The 25,006-nt window shown below is 67.1% G+C and carries 22 protein-coding genes and 1 pseudogene; 13 read left to right on the top strand and 10 right to left on the bottom strand.

From position 1 onward, the window contains the following. The first annotated feature begins 99 nt into the window (after positions 1–99). The gene (gene purM, locus NA10_RS14990; protein WP_067568430.1) at positions 100–1,179 is read left to right on the top strand and encodes a phosphoribosylformylglycinamidine cyclo-ligase; all 1,080 of its coding nucleotides are present in this window, start codon (positions 100–102) and stop codon (positions 1,177–1,179) included. Between the two features lie 295 nt (positions 1,180–1,474). On the opposite strand, the gene NA10_RS14985 is transcribed toward purM, so the two are convergent. The 4 genes from NA10_RS14985 to ygfZ all read right to left on the bottom strand — a co-directional run bounded on the left by NA10_RS14985 (position 1,475) and on the right by ygfZ (position 4,745). Then, the gene (locus NA10_RS14985; protein WP_067568429.1) at positions 1,475–1,687 is read right to left on the bottom strand and encodes a DUF3073 domain-containing protein; all 213 of its coding nucleotides are present in this window, start codon (positions 1,685–1,687) and stop codon (positions 1,475–1,477) included. 207 nt (positions 1,688–1,894) lie between these two features. After that, positions 1,895–2,857 (bottom strand): asparaginase, encoded by a 963-nt coding sequence (locus NA10_RS14980; RefSeq protein WP_067568465.1) that lies wholly within the window; start codon positions 2,855–2,857, stop codon positions 1,895–1,897. Between the two features lie 20 nt (positions 2,858–2,877). Further along, the gene (locus NA10_RS14975; RefSeq protein ID WP_084514693.1) at positions 2,878–3,633 is read right to left on the bottom strand and encodes an MOSC domain-containing protein; all 756 of its coding nucleotides are present in this window, start codon (positions 3,631–3,633) and stop codon (positions 2,878–2,880) included. Continuing rightward, a complete protein-coding gene (ygfZ, locus tag NA10_RS14970) occupies positions 3,630–4,745 on the bottom strand; it encodes a CAF17-like 4Fe-4S cluster assembly/insertion protein YgfZ (RefSeq protein ID WP_067568428.1) in 1,116 nt (371 codons plus the stop codon). Before ygfZ ends, NA10_RS14975 begins: the two co-directional genes overlap by 4 nt. Before the next feature lie 169 nt (positions 4,746–4,914). Between ygfZ and NA10_RS14965 the strand changes: the two genes are divergently transcribed. The 5 genes and pseudogenes from NA10_RS14965 to NA10_RS14945 all read left to right on the top strand — a co-directional run bounded on the left by NA10_RS14965 (position 4,915) and on the right by NA10_RS14945 (position 12,541). After that, positions 4,915–5,844, top strand: a complete 930-nt coding sequence (locus tag NA10_RS14965; RefSeq protein ID WP_067568427.1) for an aminodeoxychorismate lyase — start codon at positions 4,915–4,917, stop codon at positions 5,842–5,844. A 184-nt stretch (positions 5,845–6,028) separates the two neighbouring features. Beyond that, entirely contained in the window at positions 6,029–7,504 is a 1,476-nt protein-coding gene (locus tag NA10_RS14960) for a cytochrome ubiquinol oxidase subunit I (protein WP_067568426.1), read from the top strand. 9 nt (positions 7,505–7,513) lie between these two features. After that, positions 7,514–8,566, top strand: a complete 1,053-nt coding sequence (gene cydB / locus NA10_RS14955; RefSeq protein WP_067568425.1) for a cytochrome d ubiquinol oxidase subunit II — start codon at positions 7,514–7,516, stop codon at positions 8,564–8,566. A 31-nt stretch (positions 8,567–8,597) separates the two neighbouring features. Beyond that, positions 8,598–10,331 (top strand): annotated as a pseudogene (gene cydD, locus NA10_RS14950) (thiol reductant ABC exporter subunit CydD); the annotation flags it as partial. 482 nt (positions 10,332–10,813) lie between these two features. Further along, positions 10,814–12,541 (top strand): ATP-binding cassette domain-containing protein, encoded by a 1,728-nt coding sequence (locus NA10_RS14945; RefSeq protein WP_067568423.1) that lies wholly within the window; start codon positions 10,814–10,816, stop codon positions 12,539–12,541. A gap of 313 nt (positions 12,542–12,854) precedes the next feature. Here NA10_RS14945 and NA10_RS14940 read toward each other — a convergent pair whose 3' ends face one another. The 6 genes from NA10_RS14940 to NA10_RS14915 all read right to left on the bottom strand — a co-directional run bounded on the left by NA10_RS14940 (position 12,855) and on the right by NA10_RS14915 (position 17,024). Next, positions 12,855–13,577 carry a heme-binding beta-barrel domain-containing protein gene (locus tag NA10_RS14940; protein WP_084514691.1) on the bottom strand — a complete coding sequence of 241 codons (723 nt, stop codon included), beginning with the start codon at positions 13,575–13,577 and terminating at the stop codon, positions 12,855–12,857. A 229-nt stretch (positions 13,578–13,806) separates the two neighbouring features. Beyond that, a complete protein-coding gene (locus tag NA10_RS14935) occupies positions 13,807–14,112 on the bottom strand; it encodes a DUF1416 domain-containing protein (RefSeq protein ID WP_067568422.1) in 306 nt (101 codons plus the stop codon). Between the two features lie 5 nt (positions 14,113–14,117). After that, entirely contained in the window at positions 14,118–14,951 is an 834-nt protein-coding gene (locus NA10_RS14930) for a sulfurtransferase (protein WP_067568421.1), read from the bottom strand. 26 nt (positions 14,952–14,977) lie between these two features. Then, entirely contained in the window at positions 14,978–15,463 is a 486-nt protein-coding gene (locus tag NA10_RS14925; protein WP_067568420.1) for a DUF4395 domain-containing protein, read from the bottom strand. Between the two features lie 266 nt (positions 15,464–15,729). After that, positions 15,730–16,185, bottom strand: coding sequence for a thioredoxin family protein (locus tag NA10_RS14920; RefSeq protein ID WP_067568419.1), 456 nt, complete (start codon positions 16,183–16,185; stop codon positions 15,730–15,732). Further along, positions 16,182–17,024: an LmeA family phospholipid-binding protein gene (locus NA10_RS14915; protein ID WP_067568418.1), complete on the bottom strand. Its 843-nt coding sequence runs from the start codon at positions 17,022–17,024 to the stop codon at positions 16,182–16,184. Before NA10_RS14915 ends, NA10_RS14920 begins: the two co-directional genes overlap by 4 nt. A gap of 308 nt (positions 17,025–17,332) precedes the next feature. On the opposite strand from NA10_RS14915, the gene NA10_RS14910 reads away from it, so the two are divergent. From NA10_RS14910 to NA10_RS14880, 7 genes are all read left to right on the top strand, one after another. After that, on the top strand, positions 17,333–18,091 hold the full coding sequence (locus NA10_RS14910; RefSeq protein ID WP_067568417.1) for a winged helix-turn-helix transcriptional regulator: 759 nt from the start codon (positions 17,333–17,335) through the stop codon (positions 18,089–18,091). Continuing rightward, on the top strand, positions 18,091–18,987 hold the full coding sequence (mshD, locus tag NA10_RS14905) for a mycothiol synthase (RefSeq protein ID WP_067568416.1): 897 nt from the start codon (positions 18,091–18,093) through the stop codon (positions 18,985–18,987). Before NA10_RS14910 ends, mshD begins: the two co-directional genes overlap by 1 nt. A 252-nt stretch (positions 18,988–19,239) precedes the next feature. After that, complete coding sequence (gene pstS, locus NA10_RS14900) at positions 19,240–20,367, top strand: phosphate ABC transporter substrate-binding protein PstS (protein ID WP_157556520.1); 1,128 nt, start codon at positions 19,240–19,242, stop codon at positions 20,365–20,367. A gap of 128 nt (positions 20,368–20,495) precedes the next feature. Further along, complete coding sequence (gene pstC, locus NA10_RS14895; protein ID WP_067568462.1) at positions 20,496–21,467, top strand: phosphate ABC transporter permease subunit PstC; 972 nt, start codon at positions 20,496–20,498, stop codon at positions 21,465–21,467. Further along, positions 21,464–22,363, top strand: coding sequence for a phosphate ABC transporter permease PstA (gene pstA, locus NA10_RS14890; RefSeq protein WP_067568415.1), 900 nt, complete (start codon positions 21,464–21,466; stop codon positions 22,361–22,363). Before pstC ends, pstA begins: the two co-directional genes overlap by 4 nt. A 17-nt stretch (positions 22,364–22,380) precedes the next feature. Next, a complete protein-coding gene (gene pstB, locus NA10_RS14885; protein WP_067568414.1) occupies positions 22,381–23,157 on the top strand; it encodes a phosphate ABC transporter ATP-binding protein PstB in 777 nt (258 codons plus the stop codon). A gap of 191 nt (positions 23,158–23,348) precedes the next feature. After that, entirely contained in the window at positions 23,349–24,983 is a 1,635-nt protein-coding gene (locus NA10_RS14880) for an MFS transporter (RefSeq protein WP_084514689.1), read from the top strand. Positions 24,984–25,006: the final 23 nt, after the last annotated feature.

Genomic DNA, 25,006 nt, shown 5'->3' with positions numbered 1-25,006 from the left:
TGTTTGTCTGCTATATGGGGAGGCGGCACGGTCCTCAGGCGGCTCCGGTACCGTGAGCAGGCATCTATCCGTCGATTCGGCTTGGAGCTTTCCCCGACAATGACTGAACAGACCCCCAGTGGCGCTGGTGCTTCCTACGCAGCGGCCGGAGTGGATATCGAAGCCGGCGACCGCGCAGTGCAACTGTTCGCGCCGCTGGCCAAGAAGGCGTCCCGGCCCGAAGTGCAGGGTGGAATCGGCGGCTTCGCCGGACTGTTCGCGCTGAAGGGCGGATACAAGGAACCCCTGCTGGCCTCCTCCACGGACGGCGTCGGCACCAAGATCGCCATCGCGCAGGCCATGGACAAGCACGACACCGTCGGCCTCGACCTGGTCGCCATGGTCGTCGACGATCTGGTCGTCTGCGGCGCGGAACCGCTGTTCCTGCAGGACTACATCGCGGTGGGCAAGGTTGTGCCCGAGCGCGTCGCCGAGATCGTCTCCGGTATCGCCGAAGGCTGCATCCTGGCCGGCTGCGCCCTGCTCGGCGGTGAGACCGCTGAACACCCGGGCCTGATGGGCGCGGACGACTACGACATCTCCGGCACCGGCGTCGGCGTGGTCGAGGCCGATGCCGTGCTCGGCCCGGACCGCGTGCGCCCCGGCGACGTCGTCATCGGCATGGGGGCCTCCGGTCTGCACTCCAACGGCTACTCGCTGGCCCGCAAGGTGCTGCTGGACATCGACCGCATGCAGCTCTCCGGACATGTCGAGGAGTTCGGCCGCACCCTCGGCGAGGAACTGCTCGAGCCCACCAAGATCTACGCCAAGGACTGCCTGGCCCTGATCGCCGAAACCGATGTGCGCACCTTCTCGCACGTCACCGGCGGCGGCCTGGCGCAGAACCTGGCCCGCGTGCTCCCGGCCGGTCTGGTCGCCGAACTGGACCGCGGCACCTGGAGCCCCGCCCCGGTCTTCAAGCTCATCGCCCAGCGCGGCCGCGTCGAGCGTGCCGAGATGGAGAAGACCTTCAATATGGGCGTCGGCATGGTCGCCATCGTGGCCCCCGAGGACGCCGACCGCGCCCTGGCGGTACTGACCGCCCGCCATATCGACTGCTGGACCCTCGGCACCGTCAAGAAGGCCAAGGACGCCGATGCCCAGCGCGCCGTGCTGCTGGGTGAGCACCCGCGCTTCTGACCGGATGGACAGAGCACAGGGCCCCGGTTACTCCGCGGAGTAACCGGGGCCCTGCTGTATGTCTGGAATGCCGGATATCGTTGCCGCCCGCCACCTTCGGAGCACCGAGTCCGGAATCCACGTACGCGGAATTCCGGTACGCCGGTACAGAACACACATCGGCGTCCCGTCCTGGATGGACGAGACGCTCGGGATCAGCGGTCCTTCAATGTCGTCGGAGCTCGGCGCGCATCGGCGCGTCAAAAGGCAGGCCAGTCACGGCCTGCCTCCTTACCCGCATGCGAAAAGATCCGAGTCAGCGGCGCCAGTCGTCGTAGTCGTCTTCGTCCCAGCGCGACCGCGATTCTTTCGCGTCGTGCTCGTCGGAAAGCACACCACTCCGCGGCAATTCGGAGGGACTTCCTCCTCCCAGCTCCCGCTGCAGGCTCTGGAAGTCGGTCGGCGCCGAGCTGTACTTGAGCTCGCGTGCCACCTTGGTCTGCTTTGCCTTAGCCCGGCCACGGCCCATGGCTGACCCCCTCATGTCACTGCGGGGCGGCCTGGGGTGGTTTGGCGGCCCCGTTCGAATTAATAATCTTCCTGACAGACACTTTAGCGTGTGTCAGGCGGTCTCGCTTCCAGGAGTGGGGGAGAAACCGTCGAAGTGCCGCCCGCGACCGGATTTCGCGGCTCGGGTGCGGTCGCGTGGTCGAGGCGGAACGAGGGGGCCGAGCGGCTAGAACACCCCCGGCACCGCGCGGATCACACCGACCCGGGCGCCGCCGCCGAGCACCGCGGGCGAGGCCAACTCCGCGTGCTCATCGGTCCACTCGATACCCATACGCTGCAACAGCGCCAGCGTCAGCGGCAATCGGGCACGATCGGAACCGTCATCGATCTTGTAGGCGAACGCCGAGCCATCCGGCAGCGCACCCGCGTGCACACCGTCCGCGCCGATCTTGCAGACCAGACCCGGGGTGGCCGACATGACCCGGAAATCCGGGCCGTCCGTGCCGGAAATCACTCGCGGATGCGCGCGAATCGCGTCCGCGACGCGCCGCTCCGGGCTGTCCACCGGCGCGGTCGCCAGCTTCGAATAGGCGCGCGCCAGGTTCACCAGCGAGACCGGCACGATCGGCAGCCCGCAACCGTCGATGCCGAGATCGGTCTCCGGCTCACCGGTGACATCGGTGATGGTGGCCAGCACCGCCTGTTGCAGGGGGTGCGCGATATCGAGATAACCGGTGGTGGGCCAGCCGTTGATCCGGCAGGTCGCGAGCATCGCCGCGTGCTTGCCCGAACAGTTCATGAAGACCCGGCGGGCCGCCCGGCCGCGTTCGCTCCCGGTGAGTGCCCGGGCGCGCGCCTGATCCTCGAAGGGCAGATCCGGCGGGCACTCCAGCTCGTCCTCGGTGAATCCGAAGCGATCCAGCAGGCGCCGCACCAGTTCCACATGATCGGGTTCACCGAAGTGCGAGGCGGTGGCGATGGCCAGCTCGGCGGTGTCCACCGGTTCGAAACCATTGCGCAGCAGCGTGAGTGCCTGCATCGGCTTGTTGGTCGAGCGCGGGAAGATCGGGCCGTGCACCGCGCCCACCTCGACCAGCGGTTCACCATCGGGGCGCAGCACCACCGCCGAACCGCGATGCACGCATTCGCGGAATCCCGAGCGCACCACCTCCACCAGGTCCGCGTTCACGCCCGGAACACCCGGTGCGCTCATGCGGTGGCCTCCTGCTGCTCGCGTTTCGCGGCCGCGCGGGCGGCGTTCTCATGCCTGCGGCGATGCCGTTCGATCTGCATGCGTACATCGTCGGAGAGGGTCGGCTCCGATTCCAGGAGCCGCTCCAGGCGAGTCATATCCGCGCCGGTGAAGAGATCACGCACGGTGATGCCGTGCGCGGGGACGTGCAGCACCCGCACCTCGTCGTCGGCGCCGATCGTGCCCTCGGTCAGCACGCGCAGATACGCGCCCGTATTCGACTGCGCGGTGAACCTTTTCACCCACTGCTGCTCACCGGACCAGTGCTGGAAGGTCGCGCACGGGACCCGCGGCGCGGACACCTCGAGGACGGTATCGCCGATGGCCCAGCGGGCGCCGAGCACGGCATCGCTCACCGGCAGACCGGTGATGCGCAGATTCTCGCCGAACCAGCCGGGCGGGAGCTCGCGGTTCAGCTCGGCCGTCCAACCGCGGGCGTCCTCCTCGGCATAGGCGTAGACGGCCTGGTGCACGCCGCCGTGATGGTCTGTATCGCAGACGTGATCGCCGTCCAGACCCAGGGCGCGCACCGGAACCCGATGCGGCACCGGGCGTTTGTCGATGGCGGTGCGCCCGACCCGGCCGGGCACCTCGAGCTCCGCGTGCACCACACACACCGCCAGCACGCGTCCCACCGCCGCGGCATCGCCGCTCGACGGTTCGCCCCGGGTGCCGACGGCCGGACCGCTTGCGGCGCGGGAATCGGCGGTCATCGGCCGCGCAGCCTTTCCACGGCGAGCCGACCGGCCTGCGGTTCGTCATGGGCGGGAACGGAATCCGGGTCGATGGCCGCGGCACAGGGGCCGGCCTCGAGCGGAGTGTCCGCCGAAACATTGCGTTTCACCAGTGCCAGGGCGATCGGACCGAGTTCGTAGTGGTCCACCACCGTGCCCAGGACGCCCACCGCGCGCCCGCCGGCGGTGACCGCGTCACCGGTCACCGGGCGGGAGTCCGCGGAGCCGTCCAGGTGCAGCAGCACCAGATTGCGGGGCGGCTTACCCAGATTGTGGACGCGGGCGACGGTCTCCTGACCGCGATAGCAGCCCTTGTTCAGGTGGACCGCGCCGTGATCCTCGATACCGCCGACCCAATTCGCCTCGTGCGGGATGGTGCGGTCGTCGGTGTCGATGCCGATGCGCGGGCGCAGGGCCGCGACCCGCAGCGCCTCGAAGGTCCAGCTGCCCGCCGCCTCCGCGCCCGCCGCGCGCAGTCGCGTCCACCAGGAGGTGAGCTGCTCGCGCGGGACCAGCAGGTCGAAGGAGTCGTCGGTGGGCCACGGCATCCGGCGCAGGAAACCACCGCCGGGCAGGGCCACGGCCCGATAGACCTCGGGAAGGGTTGCGATTTCGAGGGTTTCGGTCAGCTGCGCGACATTCGGGCCGAGCAGGCTCAGCACGGCGTACGCGGGTGCGGCCTCGGGCTTGGCGTCCGCCCAGAAAACCATCTTCTGCAGGAAGGCCAGCAGATCGGGGCCGCGGTCGGCCTCGGTATCGATCCACAGGGTGCCCTCCAGATCGGTGAGCACGAAGTGATGCAGCACCCGGCCGTTCAGATCCAGATCCAGATCCTCGGCGGACTGCCCGTCGGCCAGATCGGCCACCGCTTGACTGGAGATGGTGTTCAGCCAGCTCAACCGCTCTTTACCGGTGATGCTCAGCACGAACCGATGTGATCGATCCACCACGACCGCGCGCTGTATCGCCGCGCGCTGCTCGCCCAGCGGATCTCCGTAATGCCACGCGACGGCCGCATCCGGTGAGTCGGGCGGCCCCGCGACAGCCCCTGGAACCTGAAGAATCGGACTGGGCGCTACCTCGAAGGACACCTACCCACCCTAGCTGTGTCTGATTTGCTCCGCCTTCGGCGGCGCGGTTCGGGGTGGTTTCGCGCCCTTGGGGATGGGTGTATCCGGGCGGTTCTTGTATTGGCGGGTTGCGGTGTATTGCTGGCCGGATATCGCTCGTTCGCGGGTTATCTGTCATAGGGTCGATCGCATGGTGGAACGGGTTCTGGTGACTCTCGACGGCGCGATCCGGGATCCGGACGCGCCGCTTCTGTACGCGGACGATATCGGGGCACTGCGCGGGGACGGGATCTTCGAGACGGTGCTGGTGCGGGGCGGGGTGGCCTGCGCGCTGGAGTTGCATCTGGCTCGGCTACGGCGCTCGGCCGAGGCGCTGGATCTGCCCGCGCCGGATCTGGACGCGTGGCGGTTCGCGGTGGAACTGGCGGCCGAGGAGTGGGGGAGCGCGGCGGAGGGCATGCTGCGCATGGTGCTCACCCGCGGACGTGACAGTGATCACGGAAGCGGTGATGGCAAATCTGTGGCAAATGTCCCCGGGGGATTGTCCGCGGCCGAACCTGCCGGTACCGGTTACGTTTTGGTGGCCCCGGTGCACGAGCGTGTGAAAACCGCTCGCAGCGAAGGCGTTTCGGTCATAACGCTGTCGCGGGGGATCTCCGTCGATCTGGCGCAGGCCGCGCCCTGGCAGCTACTCGGGGCCAAAACCCTCTCGTACGCAACGAATATGGCGGCTTTGCGCTTCGCCCGGCGGATGAACGCCGATGACGTGATCTTCACCAGCACCGAACATCGGGTGCTCGAGGGACCGCGCTCGACGGTCGTGGTGCAGCGCGAGAATCAGCTGATCACCCCGCCCGCCCGCAATGGCGTACTGCCGGGCACCACCCAGCGCGCACTGTTCGCGCAGGCCGAGAAGGCGGGCTGGGACTGCCGCTACGAACCGCTCTTCACCGCCGACCTGATCACCGCCGACAGCGTCTGGATGCTCTCCAGCATCACCCTGGCCGCGCGGGTGAAATCCCTGGACGGGCTGCGCATGTCGGCGCCCGAGAATGCCGCCGAGATCGCGGCGCTGGTGGATCGGGGCATTGCGCTGCCGGGCAGTATCGCCGACTGGTAGCCCGGCGCGTCCGGACTCTTTCATGATCACGGGCTCGTTCGGCGCGCGGTGACCGGGGCGAACGGCGGCGTCGGAATCACGGTCCAGCAAATTTTCCGCGACTGTGGCGCGGCGCATGTTGATATGAAGCGCTCGAAGCGTAATCTTCGGTACTACGTCATGTCGTAGATCGGCTGGAGGTCGGATGAGCGTCGTTGACTTAGCGCGCTGGCAGTTCGGAATCACCACCGTCTATCACTTCATCTTCGTGCCTCTGACCATCGGACTCGCGCCGCTGGTGGCGGGCATGCAGACCGCATGGGTGATTACGGGCAAAGAGCACTGGTACCGCCTCACCAAGTTCTTCGGGAAGCTCTTCCTGATCAACTTCGCCCTCGGCGTCGCCACCGGCATCGTGCAGGAATTCCAGTTCGGCATGAGCTGGAGCGAATACTCCCGCTTCGTCGGCGATGTCTTCGGCGCACCGCTGGCCATGGAGGCCCTGGTCGCCTTCTTCCTCGAATCCACCTTCCTCGGACTGTGGATCTTCGGCTGGACCCGGCTGCCCAAGAAGGTGCACCTGGCCACCATCTGGCTGGTCGCCATCGGCGTCAACGCCTCCGCGTACTTCATCGTCGCGGCCAACTCCTTCATGCAGCATCCGGTCGGCGCGGAGTACAACCCGAACACCAAACGCGCCGAGCTGACCAGTATTTGGGAGCTCATCACCAACAACACCACGCTCGCGGCCTTCCCGCACGTGGTCGCCGGAGCCTTCCTGACCTCCGGCACCTTCGTCGCGGGCATCGCGGGCTGGTGGATGGTGCGCAAGGTGCGGGCCGGTCGAAAGGCAAGCGACACAGCCCCGGTCGAGGAGGCCCGCACCATGTGGCGGCCCGCCGCGCGCATGGGCCTGTACGTGGTGCTGGTCGCCGCGGTCGCACTCGTCTTCACCGGTGACATCCAGGGCAAGCTGATGTTCAAACAGCAGCCCATGAAGATGGCCTCGGCGGAATCGTTGTGCCACACCGAAACCGATCCGGACTTCTCCGTCCTGACCATCGGCACGCACAACAACTGCGACAGCGTGAACCACCTCATCGAGGTGCCGGGCGTGCTGCCGTACCTCGCCGAGGGCAAGTTCAGCGATGTCACCCTGGCGGGCGTCAAGGATCTGCAGCTCACCTACAACGAGAAGTACGGCGTCGGCGACTACCGGCCCAACCTCTTCGTCACCTACTGGTCCTTCCGCGCCATGATCGGCTTCCTGGCGGGCTCGATCCTGTTGGCACTGGCCGGATTCTGGGTCACCCGGCGCGGGCGGGTGCCGGATCAGAAGTGGTTCTCCTGGCTGTCGCTGATCGCCATCGTCACCCCCTTCCTGGGCAATATCTCCGGCTGGATCTTCACCGAGATGGGCCGCCAGCCCTGGGTGGTGGCCCCCAATCCCACCGGCGATCAACACATTCGAATGACGGTGCAGCAGGGCGTCTCCGGCGTCACCGCGGGCACCATCGTCACCTCCCTCATCGTCTTCACCCTGCTGTACGGCCTGCTCGCGGTCGCGTGGTTCTACCTCATGCGCCGCTATGTCGTTGCGGGACCGGAGGATCCGGCTCCCACCGACAACGGCCCGCGCATGACCGGGGACGCCGTCGCCAAGCTTTCCTTCGCCTACTAGGAGCCGAGGATGAGTCTGCCTGAATTCTGGTTTCTGCTGATCGCGGTGCTCTTCACCGGCTACTTCGTGCTGGAGGGCTTCGACTACGGCGTCGGCATGCTCATGCCGATCCTCGGTAGGGGCTCCGAAGTGCGAAAGCGTGTGGTGCTCAACACCATCGGACCCGTATGGGATGGCAATGAGGTGTGGCTGCTCACAGCGGGCGGCGCCATGTTCGCGGCCTTCCCGGAGTGGTACGCGAGCCTGTTCTCCGGGTTCTACCTGGCGCTGCTGCTCATTCTGGTCGGCTTGATCGCCCGCGCCTGCGCCATCGAATGGCGCAGCAAGATCAATGACGACAAATGGCGGGTGTGGTGCGATATCGGCATCGGGCTCGGTTCCTGGATTCCCGCTCTCGCCTGGGGTTTGGCGTTCGCCAATATCGTGCGCGGCGTGAAACTCGACGCGCACAGGCAGATCGGCGGCAATCTGCTCGATCTGCTCAACCCGTACGCGCTGCTCGGCGGCCTCACCACACTGCTGCTGTTCATGCTGCACGGTGCGCTGTTCATCGCGCTCAAGACCGGGAACGAGGTGCGCGACGCCGCCCAGGCGCTGATCCGCAAACTGTTCGTGCCCACCGCCGTGGTGGTCGCCGCCTTCGGCGTCTGGACCCAGCTCGCCTACGGTAAGGGCTGGACCTGGATTCCGCTGGTACTGGCCGTGGCCGGACTGCTGATCGCGGGCTTCGCCGCGACCCAGGGCCGGGACGGCTGGGCCTTCACCGGTACCGCGCTCACCATCGTCGGGGCGACCGCTCTGCTGTTCGGGTCTTTGTTCCCGAATGTGCTGCCCTCCACCATCGATGCCGCCTTCAGCCTCACCGTGGACGGGCGCGCCGGCACCGTCTCGGCGTCCTCCACGCATTACACGCTGGTGGTCATGAGCTGGGTCGCGGTGGCCATGGTGCCGGTGGTGCTGATCTACCAGGGCTGGACCTACTGGGTGTTCCGCCAGCGCCTCACCGTGGAACAGATTCCGGCCCCGATCGGCCTGCCCCTGGAATCCGCTCCCAAGGTCTAGCCGAACCGCTCTCGAAAGACGGAATGAACCGATGGCACGACCGGTAGACCCGCGCCTGTGGCGGTACGCCCGCTCGGCACGCACATATCTCGCGCTGAGCGTCGGCCTGTCGCTGACGACCACGATCTGCATCGTGATCGCGGCACTGGCCCTGGCGCGGGTCCTGGCCGGAGTCATCACCGATCCGGCGCGGCGCGATATCGGTTCCTGGACAGCGGAACTGGCGATCTTCGCCGCCGCGGTGCTGTGCCGGGTCACCGCCACCTGGTGGCAGTCCCGGCTCGCGCACCGGGCCGGGGCGCAGGTTGTCGCCGAACTCGAGACCGCCGTCCTCACCGCGGGCGCGCACCTGCCGCCACGCGAATTGGAGAGCCGCCGAACCGAATTGGCGGTGGTGGTCGGCAACGGCCTGTCCGGCCTGCGCGCCTACCTCGCGGGATACCTGCCCGCGCTGCTGCTTTCGATGCTCGTCCCGCCGATCGTGCTGACCGTCATAGCACTGCACGATTGGATCTCCGGTGCGATCATCCTGGTCACCCTGCCGTTGATCCCGATCTTCATGATCCTCATCGGCCTGCTCACCCAGGGCCGTGCCCAGGAAACCCTGGCCGCCACCACCCGCCTGTCCGATCAGCTTCTCGACCTGTTCGCGGGCATGCCCACCCTGCGCGCCCTCGGCCGCGAAACCGGCCGCACCGCAGCGGCATCCGAGACAGCTGATGCTCTCGAACCGGCGCGCACCACCATGCAGCACCGCGTCCGCGAGCTGGGCGACGCCCTGCACAAGCGCACCATGTCGGCGCTGCGCATGGCGTTCCTGTCCTCCATGGTCCTGGAATCGCTCGCCACCCTCTGTGTAGCGCTGGTGGCCGTCTCCATCGGTCTGCGCCTGGTCTTCGGCGATATGGGCCTGTACGCCGGACTCCTCGCCCTGATCCTGGCCCCCGAGGTCTACCTCCCCATCCGTGCGGTGGGCGAACGCTTCCACGCCGCTCAGGACGGAATAGCCGCCGCCGAAAAGGCTTTTGCCGTCCTCGACCCGACCACCACAACCGCGACGGAACCGGGCATTCCGACCACCGCACCGAAGCGCACCGGGACTGTCGCCTCCAATGCCCGAGAGTTCCACGGCCGCATAGAAATTCGCCACCTCACCATCGGGGCGCGCGACGGCGCGGCCCCCGACAACCTCTCCGCGATCCTGCGACCCGGTGCGGTCACCGTCCTGACCGGCCCCAACGGCAGCGGCAAATCGACAGCCCTGCAAGCGATCCTGGGCCTCATCACCCCCGACAGCGGCGACGTCCTCATCGACGGCACCCCGATAGCCGCCATGGATCTCGACCGCTGGTGGTCCCACCTGGCCTGGTTGCCCCAGCGCCCCGTCCTGGTCCCCGGCACCCTCCGCGACAACCTCGAACTCCTCGGCCCGCCCGCCGACCACGCCCAACTCGACGCGGCCTGCCGCGCAACCGGATTCGACACGGTATCGGCCGAGCTTCCCGCAGGCTGGGACACCGTGGTCGGCGCGGGCGGCATCGGTCTCTCCCTCGGGCAGCGCCAACGCCTGGCCCTGACCCGCACCCTGGCAGCCGACCGCCGAGTCCTCCTCCTGGACGAGCCCACCGCCCACCTCGACCCCGAGGCCGAAGAGCGTGTGCTGGCCGAGCTCTCGGCTCGCGCTCGAGCGGGAGCCACCGTGGTAATCGTCGGCCACCGCCCCACCCTCGTGGCCATCGCCGATCACGTGGTGCCCGTCCTCGCCATTGCCGGTTCGGAAGTTGATTCGGCGACCTCTGCCGCTGAGCCGGTGGCTACAGCGTCCGAACTGGTTGATGGTCATGGCAACCCACTGACGGAAACGCCTCGGTCACGCGTTGCGTTCGACGCCGCCCCGAGAACACCGATCAGTTCCGTAATCGCGCCGAGGCACGGCTCTTTGCGCGAAGCGTGGCCCACAGCGGAGCGAATGGTCACTGACGCGACGCGCACGACCGACGCGCCTGATCCATCCAAGTCCGGATCGAATCCTGCCGACGCGGAGCCGGATCCGGCCGAAATCGAGCGGAATGCCGCCGAATCCGGTGCCGCAGCGCGGGTTGATGTGGATGCCGCGCTGCGGCGATCCTCCGAGGTACCTGCGACGACGGCCTCGGACGGTACGGAGTCCGTTGCGCGGCCGGGAGTTTCGGCGACAGTGGCAGGGGGCGACGGTGGCGATCGGGCCGCTGCGGAAGTGGGTGCGCGATGAGTATGGTGCAGGCGGACTTTCGCCGGATCCGGGAACTGCTCGAGCTTTCGAAAGGGCGATTGGCGCTGTCGATCGCATGGGGTGTGGCCGCGCTCGGGAGCGGGCTGGGGCTCGCCGCGCTGGCCGCTTGGCTCATCGCGCGGGCCTGGGAGATGCCGCCCGTGCTGGATCTGAGCATTGCGGTGGTGACGGTGCGGGCGCTCGGTATTTCGCGCGGGGTGGCGCGGTACCTCGAGAGGCTGGCAACGCATGATGTCGCGCTGCGCTCGATGAGCCTGGCACGTACCACCACCTATCGCACGCTTGCCGCGGCGGATATCTGGCGGCCGCGTCGTACCGGTAGGCATGGTGAGGGTGGGGCCGGGTTGGGTGCGAGAGGTACGGCCGGGAGTGCGGGCGCTGCCGAAGCGGCTGCGCGCCAGGATGATCGGAGTTCCGTAGGGGAGGGCGACCCGACCCGGCTGCGACGGGGTGAACTGCTCGGGCGGGTCGGGTCGGATATCGACGATCTCGGGGCGGTGGTGGTGCGGGCGTTCGTGCCGATCGCGGTCGCGGTGATCCTGTCGGTGCTCGCGGTGGTGCTGCTGGCGTTCATCTCGGTTCCGGCGGCGGTGATTCTGGCTGCGGCGCTGGCGGTTTCCGGAATCGTTGCGCCGTGGCTGTCCGCCCGGGCCGCGCGGGAGGCGGAGTTGGCGGTGCGGGCGGATCGGACCGAGTTCACCGCCGGGGCGTTGACGGTGCTCGACCACGCCCCCGAATTGCGGGTTGCCGGAAGGCTATCCGGGGCGATCGCGGCCGCCGAGCGGGCGGGGCGTCGGGCCGTCGCGGCCGAGGACCGGGCCGCCGCGCGGAGCGCCTGGTCGGCCGCCGTGCTGCCACTGTCGATCGGTACGAGCGTGCTGGGTTCACTGCTGATCGGGATCGCGCTGTACGGCAACGGAAACGTCGTCGCCACCAAGGGTTTTCAGACCGTCGCGGGTGGCGGAATGACGCCCATGACGTTCGCGGTGCTGGTGCTGGTGCCGCTGTCGGCGTTCGAGGCGGTGGCGGTCTTGCCCGCCGCCGCGCAGGCGCTCACCACCGGTCGGGCCGCTCTGCACCGCCTGATTCGGCTGGAGCGGCCCGAAACCGCGCCCGTGACAATGGATCTGCCGCCGCTGCCGGAAGGCCGCAGAATCGCCGTCACGGGGCCGAGTGGGGCGGGTAAGACCACGCTGCTCATGGCGTGGGCGGGACTGTTCGACATCCCGCGACCGGGGATCACCTTCTTCGCCGAGGACGCGCACCTCTTCGGGACGACCGTGCTGGAGAACCTCCGCGTCGCGCGCGGTGACATCACCGCGGCGGAGGCCGAGATCGCCCTGCGCGCGGTCGGCGCGGGGGAGTGGCTCGATGCGCTGCCGGACGGCGTGGACACCGATCTCGTCGGCGGAGCGGCCGCCGTATCCGGTGGCCAGCGCCGCCGCATTCTGCTAGCCCGCGCCCTGCTGTCCCCGGCCGATGTGCTGCTGCTGGACGAGCCCACCGAGCACCTCGAGGCCGAGGCGGGCGCGGAGCTGTTGCGCGAGCTGCTGGACCAGAACTCCGGTCTGGTCGCGCCCGAGCGCGGAGTCGTGGTTGTCACCCATCAGCTTCCACCGGACCACCGCGCCGACACGATCGTGGAAGTCGCCGCGAACTCAACCCCCTCGATCCACCGTCTTATTCCGGCAAACCAGCATTGACCTGCGATTTCGCGGACCGAGAAAATGCGTTGCCGCGTCCGTCCGAGCCGACTACTTTCGTCTGTACACAGGAAGGAGGTGGTTCGAATAATGATTGATTCGAGGACGCGTGAGGTGGCTGCCGGCTAGGCGCCTCCGCTGCAACGGATTCGCGTAGCGCGAGCGCTGAGCTAATCCCAGGCAGTCACCCGGCCCCTGAGTCCCAGATCCGTCCGGTCTGGATCGCGTGATTTCACTCCGCGATATGACTCAGGGGTCGTTCCCGTTTTCGGGGGAAGACCAGCGAAAATGGCTGTGGTTCAGCCGAAATGCCTTACCCGACGTAGCGTTGCAGGCGCGCGGACAACCGCGGCTCCAGCGCGCCGTCCGGAGCGATGCGCTCCTCGACGTACCCCAGGTCGCCGCCCTCGACAATGCCGTAGAGCCGCTTGGCCCCGCCGACCACGATGCCGGACTGGCTGCGAATCACCACATCGGTGGCAAGCTCCCAGGAGGACTGGGTCAGCGCCTGACCGTAGAACAGCTCGACGATCCCGGAGGAGTGCGTGAGCAGCAGCTCCAGCACCTCGTCGTCACCGTCGATGCCGACCCGCCAGAAACCGCTCTCGCGCAGATCCGGTCCGGCGTATTCGCCCTCGGAGTCGATGACCCAGGAACGCGCTTCCCAGGTGAGATAGTCGCCGCCGTCATGCGAGACGATGATCTGCTGGCCGAAGCGGTAATCGCCGGTCTCGGGATCATTGCCCTCGCCCTCCCCGCGCCACACGCCCACCAGGGGCAGCAGCGCGAGCATGGAGGAACTCAGATCCGGACCCAGGCGCAGATTGGCGGTGTCGATCGGCAGGGGTAGGCCGTCGAGCGAGGGGATATTCGTCGCTCCGGTGACCTTGGCGCGCTCGGCGGCCTCGGCGACAGCCTGATCGCCGCTGCGGCGAGCCGAGAGCTCATCCCGCGCGGCATCGTCACGACGCGCACCAGGCGTGTCGGACGTTCCAGCTGTTCCGTTTTCGACGTTCTCGCTCGCAGGCTCTGTCACGACTCGGTGAACAGCCGGTAGAGGACGTACAGACCGAACCAGGCGATCAGCACGGAGACGAGAACCAGCAGAATCTCGAAGGTAAGCACCACATTCCGGAGTCTAATCGCACCGTGTCCCGGGCGCGAAAACGGCCCTGCGTCGCACGCGTGACATTCGCCATGTCCGACAGCGAGAACGGCCCCGGGAAGTGAATCCCGGGACCGTTCAAGCTGTTTCGAGAACCCGATTACTTGGCGACGGTCACGTCCACATTGTGGATGCCGTTGCCCTCGGGGGCGATCTCGGTGGTGCCGTTGCCCGACGCCGACAGCGCGCGGATGGTCCACGAGCCCGGTGCGGCGAAGAAGCGGAAGTCGCCGGTGCCCGAGGCCACGACCTCGGCGGTGAAATCACCGTTGCCGTCCAGCAGGCGGACGAACGCGCCACCGACGGTCTGGCCGTCGGCGGTCAGGACGCGGCCGGTGATGACCGTCTCCTTCTCCACGTCGACGCCGGCCGGGATGGCCTGTCCCTGGGTAGGTGCTGCACACATATTGATTACGCTCCCAACTCGATCGGTGCACCGACGAGGGAGCCGTACTCGGTCCAGCTCCCGTCGTAGTTCTTGACGTTCTTGTGGCCCAGCAGCTCCTGCAGCACGAACCAGGTGTGCGAGGAACGCTCGCCGATGCGGCAGTAGGCGATGGTCTCCTTCTCGCCGTCCAGACCGGCCTCCTTGTAGATGGAGGCGAGCTCGTCATCGGACTTGAAGGTGCCGTCCTCGTTCGCGGCCTTGGACCACGGCACATTGATGGCGCCGGGGATGTGGCCGGGGCGCTGCGACTGCTCCTGCGGCAGGTGGGCCGGGGCCAGGATCTTGCCGGAGAACTCGTCGGGCGAACGCACGTCGACCAGGTTCTTGGTGCCGATGGCCTGGATGGCCTCATCGCGGAAGGCGCGGATGGACAGATCCTGCTCGCCGGCCTTGTACACGGTGGCCGGGCGGACCTTGACATCCTTGACCAGCGGGCGGCCGTCGAGCTCCCACTTCTTGCGGCCACCGTCGAGCAGCTTCACGTCCTGGTGGCCGTAGAGCTTGAAGTACCAGTACGCGTACGCCGCGAACCAGTTGTTGTTGCCGCCGTACAGCACCACGGTGTCGTCATTGCCGATGCCGCGGGTGGAGAGCAGATCGGAGAACTGCTCGCGGTTCACGAAATCGCGGCGAACCTGATCCTGGAGATCCTTCTTCCAGTCCAGACGCACGGCGCCCTCGATGTGCCCCAGGTCGTAAGCCGAGGTGTCCTCGTCGACCTCTACGAGGACGACTCCGGGGGTGTTCAGGTTCTCTTCGACCCAGTCTGCGGAGACCAGGACATCGGAGCGAGCCATGTTGTTCCTTTCGGGGTGGTGCCGGGTCAGGCGGTGGGAGTGGGGGTGGTCGGCGCGGTCTTGAACCGCGAGACGAGGGGATAGATCTTGCAGCCCAGGCAGATGCCGAAGGCGGCGTTCAGGAAAGCCGCGAACAGTGCGAAACCGGTGAAGATCGCGCCCACGACACCGAGTCCGGCGGCGAAGCCGAGCACGCCGAGGACGGCGAAGATCAGGCCGACCAACTGCGCGAACCGCAGCGGCGCAACGGGTTCCACCTCGGGGGCGGGTCCGATGCGGGGTGCGACGAAGTTCGCGTAGATGAGGCCGTACGGGCTGCGCCGCGGGCCATTGGCCGCGCCGAGCGCGAAGACCACGGCTTGCGCGGCCAGCAGTACGGCCGCGGCGGGAACGGAGAAGGCGGCGATGATCAGTACGAGAGCCAGGACGGCGGTGGTGATCCAGGCGGCGAAACGCGGGCCGCGAACATCGACCTGCCCGGCGGGCGGCCTGGTGGGATTCGGGTTCGACATATGCGTACTCCTGCGCGAAGTGGTCTATTGGTCATTTCCGCCGGAGGATCGGAATCGATGACTCAATACGGCGGGACACACCCGGTCGGCGCGAGGGATTGGGGCAGACGAAAGGCCGACCGGCTAGCGGCACAGGCAGCAACAACCACCGAGGCGGCACAGGTCTACCGTGCGGCGTCGGGTGAGCATCAGCTCGCGGTTGGTTTGCACGAGAGGGAGTTTACCCAATTTTCGGGGGAAATTGGACCCCGGGTCCGTAATGCTGGTCACTCGGAAGTCTCGGAGACCGTTACGGACGCCAGTGACCTGCGCAAATCGGCGGATTTCGGAACTCCGGCTATCCGGAATTTTTCCTGCCCCTTGGGATCGAGGACGAAAGTTGTCGGGAGCGAGAGCACATTCAGCTCGCGCGCCAGGTCCGGATTCGCATCGATGTCGAGCTCCAGATCCAGCGGCGGCGCGGATGCCTTCGCCCACTCGGCGACCACACTCGCCACCACCCGGCGCACCGCCGCGCACGGACCACACCAGTCCGCGGAGAAGTGCAGGACCGTCGGACGACCGGGAATCACACCGGCCGCGGTGAGCAGGGCCGCGCGGGGACCGTCGGGGGCCGACGGCGCGGGCGTGCGCTCGCGGACGCGACCCTCGTTGCGGCGCACCAGGATTCCGATCCCGATGGCGGCCACGAGTGCGACGACCAGCACGCCCAGTGTGATCACGGCTGCTGCAACCGATCCAGATCGATGGTGACATCGCGGCCGCGACCCTCGACCACGATCTGCCCGCCACTGGCCTGGACCTTGCTGGGGCGGATGCCGAAGGGCAGATCCCGGGTGTCGATGGTCCGGGTGAACAGCGCCAGCACCCGGGGCTTGTCCGAATCCGGGGTCACCGGCGGGGGCGAGGAGGCGACATCACCCTGATTCGCCGCGCCCACCCCGCGATAGATATCGGTCGCGGTGATCCGCACCTGATCGTCGACCAGGCGCAGATCGGCCAGCACGCTGACCGTCTCACCGCTGGTGCGGGTGCCCGGGACGACCGGGGCGTCGGAGTCGGGGAGCGGAATCGTGCCGGTCAAGATGATCGCCCCGGCCGTGGTCATACCGGAACCGCCGGAACCGCCGGTGCCATCGGATTTGTCGGCGGGCGGGCCGAACACCTGCAGATCCGGGATCTTGAACAGCCGGCCCAGCTCGACCGGTTCGATGCGCATGCGCGCCTCCACCTGATCCACCGGCACCGACCGCACCTTGCCGTCGATCAGATCGCGCAGTGACATGTGCACGCCGCGGAGATTGGTCTCAACCATGATCTCGCCCGGAATGTCCGGTCGCATGGCTCGCGCCCGAATGTCCACATTCTTGTAATCGTCATTGAGAGCCTGTGCCACGAACGGGAATCCGTGAAAGGTGACCTCGGGATCCGCGCTCAGATTCGAGCCGTCGCGGAGCATTCGCGACACCCGGTACTCCGAATACGCGGCCGCGCCGAAGTCGAGGACGACGGCGAGCCCTGCAAGGCACAGCAGCCCGATGATCACCCGACGAAAAGCCATACCTGCACCTTAGTGGGGGCCCGAGATCTGGATTGTTCGCGGCCGTCCCGGCTCTGGACTGAGTGGAGCGGGGGAGCGAAGCCCAGGAGTGGAGGGAGGGAAGAACCGGGACTTCGGGGCCGCGAACACCCCGTAGCGGAGCGGAGCAGATAAAACAGTGATAGCCAAGGCCCGATAAGCCGCCCGGATTGCGTGGGTGTCGGTCCGGACACGCTAATGTAGCAACCGATATACCTGTGATAACCAGCATGAGGTCGTGGCGGACAGAGCGGTTGCCACGCACATGCCAGATGGGATGGAGGGCCCCCATGGAGCTGCTCCTGCTGACCTCCGACCCCAACCCCGAGGCGGTGCTGCCTTCACTCGCGCTGCTGCCGCACCACGTGCGGCCCGCGCCGACCGAGGTGGCGTCCCTGCTCGAGGCCGGTTCCGCCGATGTCGCACTGGTCGACGCCCGCACCGATCTGGCCGCCGCGCGCGGCCTGTGTCGTTTGCTGGGCAGCACCGGATCGTCGGTACCGGTGGTAGCGGTGCTCACCGAGGGTGGGCTGGTGGCCGTGAACGCGGACTGGGGGCTGGACGACATCCTGCTACCCGGCACCGGTCCGGCCGAACTCGACGCCCGCCTGCGACTGCTGGTCGCGCGCAATGGCGGCGTCGCCAGCCCGGAGAACACCGGCAAGATCACCCTGGGCGAGTTGGTGATCGACGAGGGCACGTACACCGCGCGCCTGCGCGGTCGGCCACTCGACCTGACCTACAAGGAATTCGAGCTGCTCAAGTACCTCGCGCAGCATGCGGGCCGAGTCTTCACCCGCGCCCAACTGCTGCAGGAGGTCTGGGGCTACGACTTCTTCGGCGGCACCCGCACCGTGGACGTGCACGTGCGGCGTCTGCGCGCCAAGCTGGGCAGCGAATACGAATCGCTGATCGGCACGGTCCGCAATGTCGGTTACAAGGCGGTGCGCCCGGCGCGCTCGTCCGGCGCGAAGGGCGAGACCGTCGCCTTCGCCGAGACCGACGGGACCGACGACTCCGAATTGACCTCGGCGAACGGCGCTTTCTGATGATCTCGTACACCGATCGGCTGCCCCTCGAGACCGCCGAGCAGGTGCGGGGCGTGCTGGAGCGGGCCACCGCCGCGGACGGGGTGGCCCCGGTTTCCGAGCAGGCGGTGCTTTCGCTGGGTACGGACGGCCCGGCACATCATCTGGTGGAGCAGTGGGACGACTCGATCGGCGGCTACGCCAATGTGACGCCCGCCCACGGTGAGCATCCGGCCATGGCCGAGGTCGCGGTCGATCCGCGGTTCCGGAAACAGGGCATCGGCACGGGTCTGGTGGCGGGTGCGCTGGAGGCGGGCGGGCCGGGTGCGCGGGTCTGGGCACATGGGAATCTGCCCGCCGCGCGGGCGGTCGCCAAGCGTCTCGGATTGGTTGTGGCGCGCGAACTCTGGCAGATGCGCCGCGATTTGGTTAATACCGAGCTACCGGAACTGGCGGTGCCGGAGGGTCTGACGCTGCGCACTTACGCGGGCCCCTCGGACGATGCCGAGATCCTGCGCGTCAACAATGCCGCCTTCGACTGGCATCCGGAACAGGGCGGGTGGACCGAGCGCGATATCGCCGCGCGCCGCGGTGAGTCCTGGTTCGATCCGGCGGGGCTGTTCCTGGCCGTCGATCCGGCCGATCCGGAGCGCATCCTCGGATTCCATTGGACCAAGGTGCATTCGGACGAGACCCCGGCGATCGGCGAGGTCTACGTGGTCGGGGTCGATCCGGCGGCACAGGGCCGCGGGCTCGGGCGGTTGCTCACCCTGGCGGGTCTGCATCATCTGCGCGAGCGCGGGCTGGGCGCGGTGCTGCTCTACACCGAGGCCGACAACACCGCGGCGGTCAATACCTACACCAAGCTCGGGTTCGCGCCCGCGCATATCGATGTGGCCTACACCACCGCCTCCTAGCTGCGGTTTGTCGCGCTGAGCGGGACCATGGGCAACGACGCGGCAAATGTCACATATCGTGCAGCGGAATCGCGCCGGGTTGTTCATCTGCCGTTCACCTACCCAGGTCCAACTGGCCACCGAGCGCCCTTACGTTGCTTGTGGGCAGCACTCAGCTGACCGGTGCGCTAGTTCGCAGCGAACGGCCGCCACATGTGCCCGTCCGACCGTTGAGGGGTTGGGCGTGCAAACCGTGATTCGCGGAGGAATCAAGTGAATCTCAAGCGCAGCAGCGCCCTGATCGGTGTTCTGGCAGCGGCCGGCGCCATGACGCTGACCGCCTGTGGCAGCGACGACAATTCCGCCCAGACGGGCAATGTCGCCAAGATCGACGTCGCCTGCGGCGGCAAGACCGCGCTCAAGGCCAGCGGTTCGTCGGCTCAGAAGAACGCCATGGACCGCTTCATCGCCGCCTACGAGGGCAACTGCTCCGGCGCGAAGCTGGACTACACCTCCTCGGGCTCCGGCGCGGGTGTGAACGAATTCCTCGGCGGCCAGACCGATTTCGCGGGTTCCGACTCGCCGCTGGACGCCAAGAAGGGCGAGATCGACAAGGCCGCCGCCCGCTGTGGCAGCCCGGCCTGGAACCTGCCGACCGTCTTCGGTCCCATCGCCGTCACCTACAACGTGCCCGGCGTGACCGACCTGGTGCTGGACGCCCCGACCCTGGCCAAGATCTTCAACGGCCAGATCACCACCTGGGATGACGCCCACATCAAGGCGCTCAACACCGCCAAGGCCGACAAGCTGACCTCGGACAAGATCGCGGTCCTGTTCCGCTCGGACGAGTCGGGCACCACCGACAACTTCCAGAAGTACCTGGACTCCGCCTCCGAAGGCACCTGGGGCAAGGGTGCGGGCAAGGCCTTCGCCGGCGGCGTCGGCGAGGGTGCGAAGGGCAACGAGGGCACCTCGGCCGCCATCAAGTCCACCCCCTTCTCGATCACCTACAACGAGTGGGCGTTCGCGAAGTCGCAGAACCTGTCGGTGGCGCGCATCCTGACCACCGCCACCTCGAACGACCCGAAGCCGGTCGAGCTGACCTCCGCGACCGCCGGTAAGGCGATCGACAGCGTCAAGATCTCCGGCCAGGGCAACGACCTGGTGCTGGACAACAGCTCGATCTACAAGCCCACCACCGGTGGCGCCTACCCGATCATGCTGGCCACCTACGAGATCGTCTGCTCGAAGTACAGCGACGCCGACACCGCCAAGGCTGTCAAGGCGTTCCTGACCTCGGCCGTCGGCAATGGTCAGAACGGTCTCGCGGATGCCGGCTACGTGCCGATCCCGGACGCCTTCAAGACCAAGCTGACCACCGCGATCGCCGCCATTTCCTGATCGACTGATCGCCACCGACTGATCGAAGAAGCACCATGACCGTGCACGACGAAACAGCCTCGGCGGGCCTGTCGGTGACGACGGACCCGCGCGAGGACCGTGCCCAGCCGCCGGGGGATACTGCGCTCATGCCGACCGAACCCAGCACGAAGCCGGCCGCAGGGCGTAAGGCTCCTTCCAAATACGGCCCGGAGTTCCTCTTCCGTTCGGCGGCCACCGCCGCCGGTGGGCTGATCGTCGCGGCCATCGCGTTGATCGCGCTGTTCCTGCTGATTCGCGCGGTGCCGTCGGTGCTGGCGAACAAGGCGAACTTCTTCACCAGCACCGAGTTCAGCACCTCGAACGCGGATAATCTGCGCTTCGGCATCAAGGACCTGTTCGTGGTCACGGTGCTGAGTTCGGTGCTGGCGCTGGCGATCGCGGTGCCGATCGGCGTGGGTATCGCGTTGTTCCTGACGCAGTACGCGCCGAAGGTGCTGGCCCGGCCGTTCTCCATGGTGGTCGACCTGCTGGCCGCGGTGCCTTCGATCGTGTTCGGTCTGTGGGGTGTGCTGGTGCTCGCGCCGAAGATCGAGCCGTTCCAGCGCTTCCTGAACGAACACCTCGGGTGGTTCTTCCTGTTCTCCGACGGCAATGTCAGCATTGCCGGTGGCGGCACCATCTTCACCGCGGGCGTGGTGCTCGCGGTGATGATCCTGCCGATCATCACCTCGGTCAGCCGTGAGGTTTTCGGTTTGACCCCGCTCTCGCATATCGAGGCGGCGCAGGCGCTGGGCGCCACCAAGTGGGAGGTCGTGCGCATGACTGTGCTGCCGTACGGTCGCTCCGGCATGATCGCGGGCTCCATGCTGGGCCTGGGGCGCGCGCTCGGTGAGACCATCGCGGTGCTGGTGGTGCTGCGCACCTCGGCGCAGGCGGGCGGTTGGTCGCTGTTCGACGGCGGCTACACCTTCGCCTCCAAAATCGCCTCGGCCGCTTCGGAATTCAGCTCCAAGCTGCCGACCGGCGCATATATCGCCGCCGGTTTCGTATTGTTCGCGCTGACCTTCGTGGTCAACGCGCTGGCCCGGCTCGTCGCAGGCGGGAAGGTGAACGGATGACCACCACACTCGACAAGCCGATCAAGGCCCCCACCTTCCGGCATGTCAGCACCGGCCGCCGGATCAAGAACGGCCTGGCCACCGGTATCGTCTGGGCCTGCTTCGCCATCGCCCTGGTACCGCTGCTGTGGGTGCTCTACACCGTCATCGAGAAGGGCTTCGACTCGATCGCCTCGATCGACTGGTGGACCAAATCGCAGAAGGGTGTGCTGCCCGAGCAGTCCGCGGGCGGTGTCTACCACGCCATCTACGGCACCATCGTGCAGTCGGCAATGGCCGCGGTGATCGCGGTGCCGCTGGGTGTCATGGCCGCCATCTACCTGGTCGAATACGGACGCGGCTGGCTGGCCCGGACCACCACCTTCATGGTCGACATCCTCGCGGGCGTGCCCTCGATCGTGGCGGCGCTGTTCATCTTCGCGCTGTGGATCGCCACTTTCGGTGCGCCACAGAGTGCTTTCGCGGTCGCGCTGGCCCTGGTGCTGCTCATGCTGCCGGTGGTGGTGCGCAGTACCGAGGAGATGCTCAAGCTGGTTCCCGACGAATTACGGGAGGCCTCTTACGCTCTCGGCATTCCGAAGTGGAAAACCATTCTGCGCATTGTGGTTCCGACCGCGGCTCCCGGCATGATCTCGGGCATCCTGCTGTCGGTGGCCCGCGTCATGGGTGAGACCGCACCCGTGCTGGTGCTGGTCGGTTATTCGAAGTCGATCAACCAGAACCTGTTCGACGGCAATATGGCCTCGCTTCCGCTGATGATCTACCAGGAGCTGGCCAACCCCGAACCCGCCGGGCGGGCCCGGGTGTGGGGCGCGGCCCTGACCCTGATCCTGATCATCGCGCTGCTGTACCTCGCCGCTGCGGCGGTCAACAAGCTGCTGACGCGGAACCGATAGAGGAACGGAAAAGACTGATGGCCAAGCGGATCGACGTCAAAGATCTCAATATCTACTACGGCAAATTCCATGCGGTCTCCGATGTTTCGCTGACCGTGCTGCCGCGCAGCGTGACCGCCTTCATCGGCCCGTCCGGCTGCGGTAAGTCCACCGTGCTGCGTGCGCTGAACCGCATGCACGAGGTGACCCCGAGTGCCCGTGTCGAGGGCGCGGTGCTGCTCGACGGTGAGGACATCTACGGCGCCACCATCGATCCGGTGGGCGTGCGGCGCACCATCGGCATGGTGTTCCAGCGGCCGAACCCGTTCCCCACCATGTCGATTCGCGACAATGTGGTGGCCGGGCTGAAGTTGCAGGGTGTGCGCGGCAAGAAGGAGCTCGAAGAGGTCGCCGAGCGCTCACTGCGCGGTGCGAACCTCTGGAACGAGGTCAAGGATCGTCTGGACAAGCCGGGCGGCGGGCTCTCGGGTGGTCAGCAGCAGCGTCTGTGCATCGCCCGTGCCATTGCCATCTCCCCGGACGTGCTGCTCATGGACGAGCCGTGTTCGGCGCTGGACCCCATCTCCACGCTCGCGATCGAGGATCTGATCTCCGAGCTGAAGAAGGAGTTCACCATCGTCATCGTCACGCACAATATGCAGCAGGCCGCGCGCGTGAGCGATCAGACGGCGTTCTTCAATCTCGAGGCGCAGGGCAAGCCCGGCAAGCTCATCGAGATCGACGAGACCGAGAAGATCTTCTCCAACCCGTCGCAGAAGTCCACCGAGGACTACATCTCGGGTCGTTTCGGGTAATTCCCGGCGCTTGGATCGGCGGCCTCGAAGCCATGCGGCTTCGGGGTCGCTTTTTCGTTTGCCCTGATCAGCACGGTGTGTGTTCTGTGTCATACATACCGTGGGAGGTTGTGTGCAACTCTCGGTTACATCTAATCTGGCCCAGTTGGTAAACCAATCGGTCTAGTTGGAGGTGTCGGGTGACTGTTTCCATGGCGAGCCGGGTATCCGGAACCGCCGGATTGAGTCGACGGGCGCGCATTGCCGCACTGGTCGCCATCTGCCTGGCGGAACTGCTCGTGGTGCTGGACAACACGCTGGTGAATGTGGCGCTGCCGTCCATGGCGGTGCAGTTGCAAGCCGATATGAGCGGATTGCAGTGGATCGTCGACGCGTTCACCCTGGCGTTCTCGGGCCTGCTGCTCGCCATGGGTCATCTCGGTGACCGGTTCGGGCGGCGCAGGTTCATGATCATCGGCCTGATCGGCGTCGCGGTCATGTCGGCGGCGGGGGCGCTCTCCTCCGGACTCGGACAGGTCATCGCCGCTCGCGCGGGCATGGGAGTCTTCGCGGCGGTGGTGTTCCCCGCGACGCTGGCGCTGCTGATCAATATCTTCACCGATGCCAGGGAGCGGGCCGCGGCCGTCGCCTCCTGGACCGCCATGGCGGGTATCGCCGTCGCGCTCGGGCCGACCATCGGCGGCTGGCTGCTCAAGTACTTCTCCTGGCATTCGGTGTTCTGGATCAATGTGCCGGTGGCGCTGATCGCCATCGCCGCGGTGATCGGGACCGTGCCGGAATCGCGTGCGGCACATGTGGATCGGCTGGACCGCATCGGTATCGTGCTGTCGCTGGTGGGTGTGACGGCGCTGGTGTGGTCGATCATCGAGGCGCCCAAGCACGGCTGGCTGTCCACGCAAAGCGTTGTGGGCTACCTGCTTTCGGTGCTGGCGCTGGCGGTGTTCGTGGGCTGGGAGCTGCGGGCGGCGGCACCGGTGCTGAATATGCGGCTGTTCCGCAATCGCCGTTTCGCACTGCCGTCGCTGGCCATTACCGTCTCCTACTTCGCGGCGTTCGGCTTCCTGTTCCTGATCACCCAGTACTTCCAGGGCGTGAAGGAGCTGACACCGCTCGAATTCGGCATCCACTCACTGCCTTTCGCCATCGCCGTCGGATTCGGCGCGCCGATCGCGACCATGCTGGCGCAGCGGTTCGGCACCACCGCCCTGGTGGTGAGCGGACTGCTGATTCTCGCGGTGGCCATGTACATCGCGGGGCAGACCAGGGTCGAAACCGCCTATGTGGGGCCGGTTGTGGTGTCCATGATCCTGATGGGCCTGGGATTCGCGGTGGTTCAGGGTCCGGCGACCGAATCCATCATGGGCTCGGTGCCTTTGGCGGAGGCGGGCGCGGGTTCGGCGGTCAACGACACCACCCGTGAGGTCGGCGGTGCGCTGGGCGTGGCACTGCTCGGCTCGATCATGACCTCGGTGTACTCCCACCGGGTGGGTGACAAGATCGCCGGAATCCCGAATCAGATCATGAATCCGCAGCAGAAGGATTTGGCGAGCAATACCCCGATCAGCGTGCTCGAAATCATCAAGACGCCGGTGAATCCGCTGCTGTCCCAGGCGAAGCTGGATCTGATCCACGCCATGAAGGTGGCCGCCCTGGACGGCGCGCAGGCGGCTTCCTATGTCGCGGTGGGCACCTTGGTCGTCGCGGCCCTCATCGTCGCGCTGGCGCTGCCCTGGAAGCCCGAACGCGGTCCCTCGGTGCTACTGGGCTGGCGTGAAAAGGAGCCCACCGCAACCGATTCGGAGACCGATCCCGCGCCGCGGGCCTGATACGGCTCGACGCCCGCACCGTG

It is taken from the genome of Nocardia acidivorans NBRC 108247 (assembly GCF_001625085.1).
Lineage (GTDB): Bacteria > Actinomycetota > Actinomycetes > Mycobacteriales > Mycobacteriaceae > Nocardia > Nocardia acidivorans.
The sequence above is the reverse complement of the archived record's forward strand: the minus strand, read 5'-3'. Positions and strand labels throughout refer to the sequence as shown.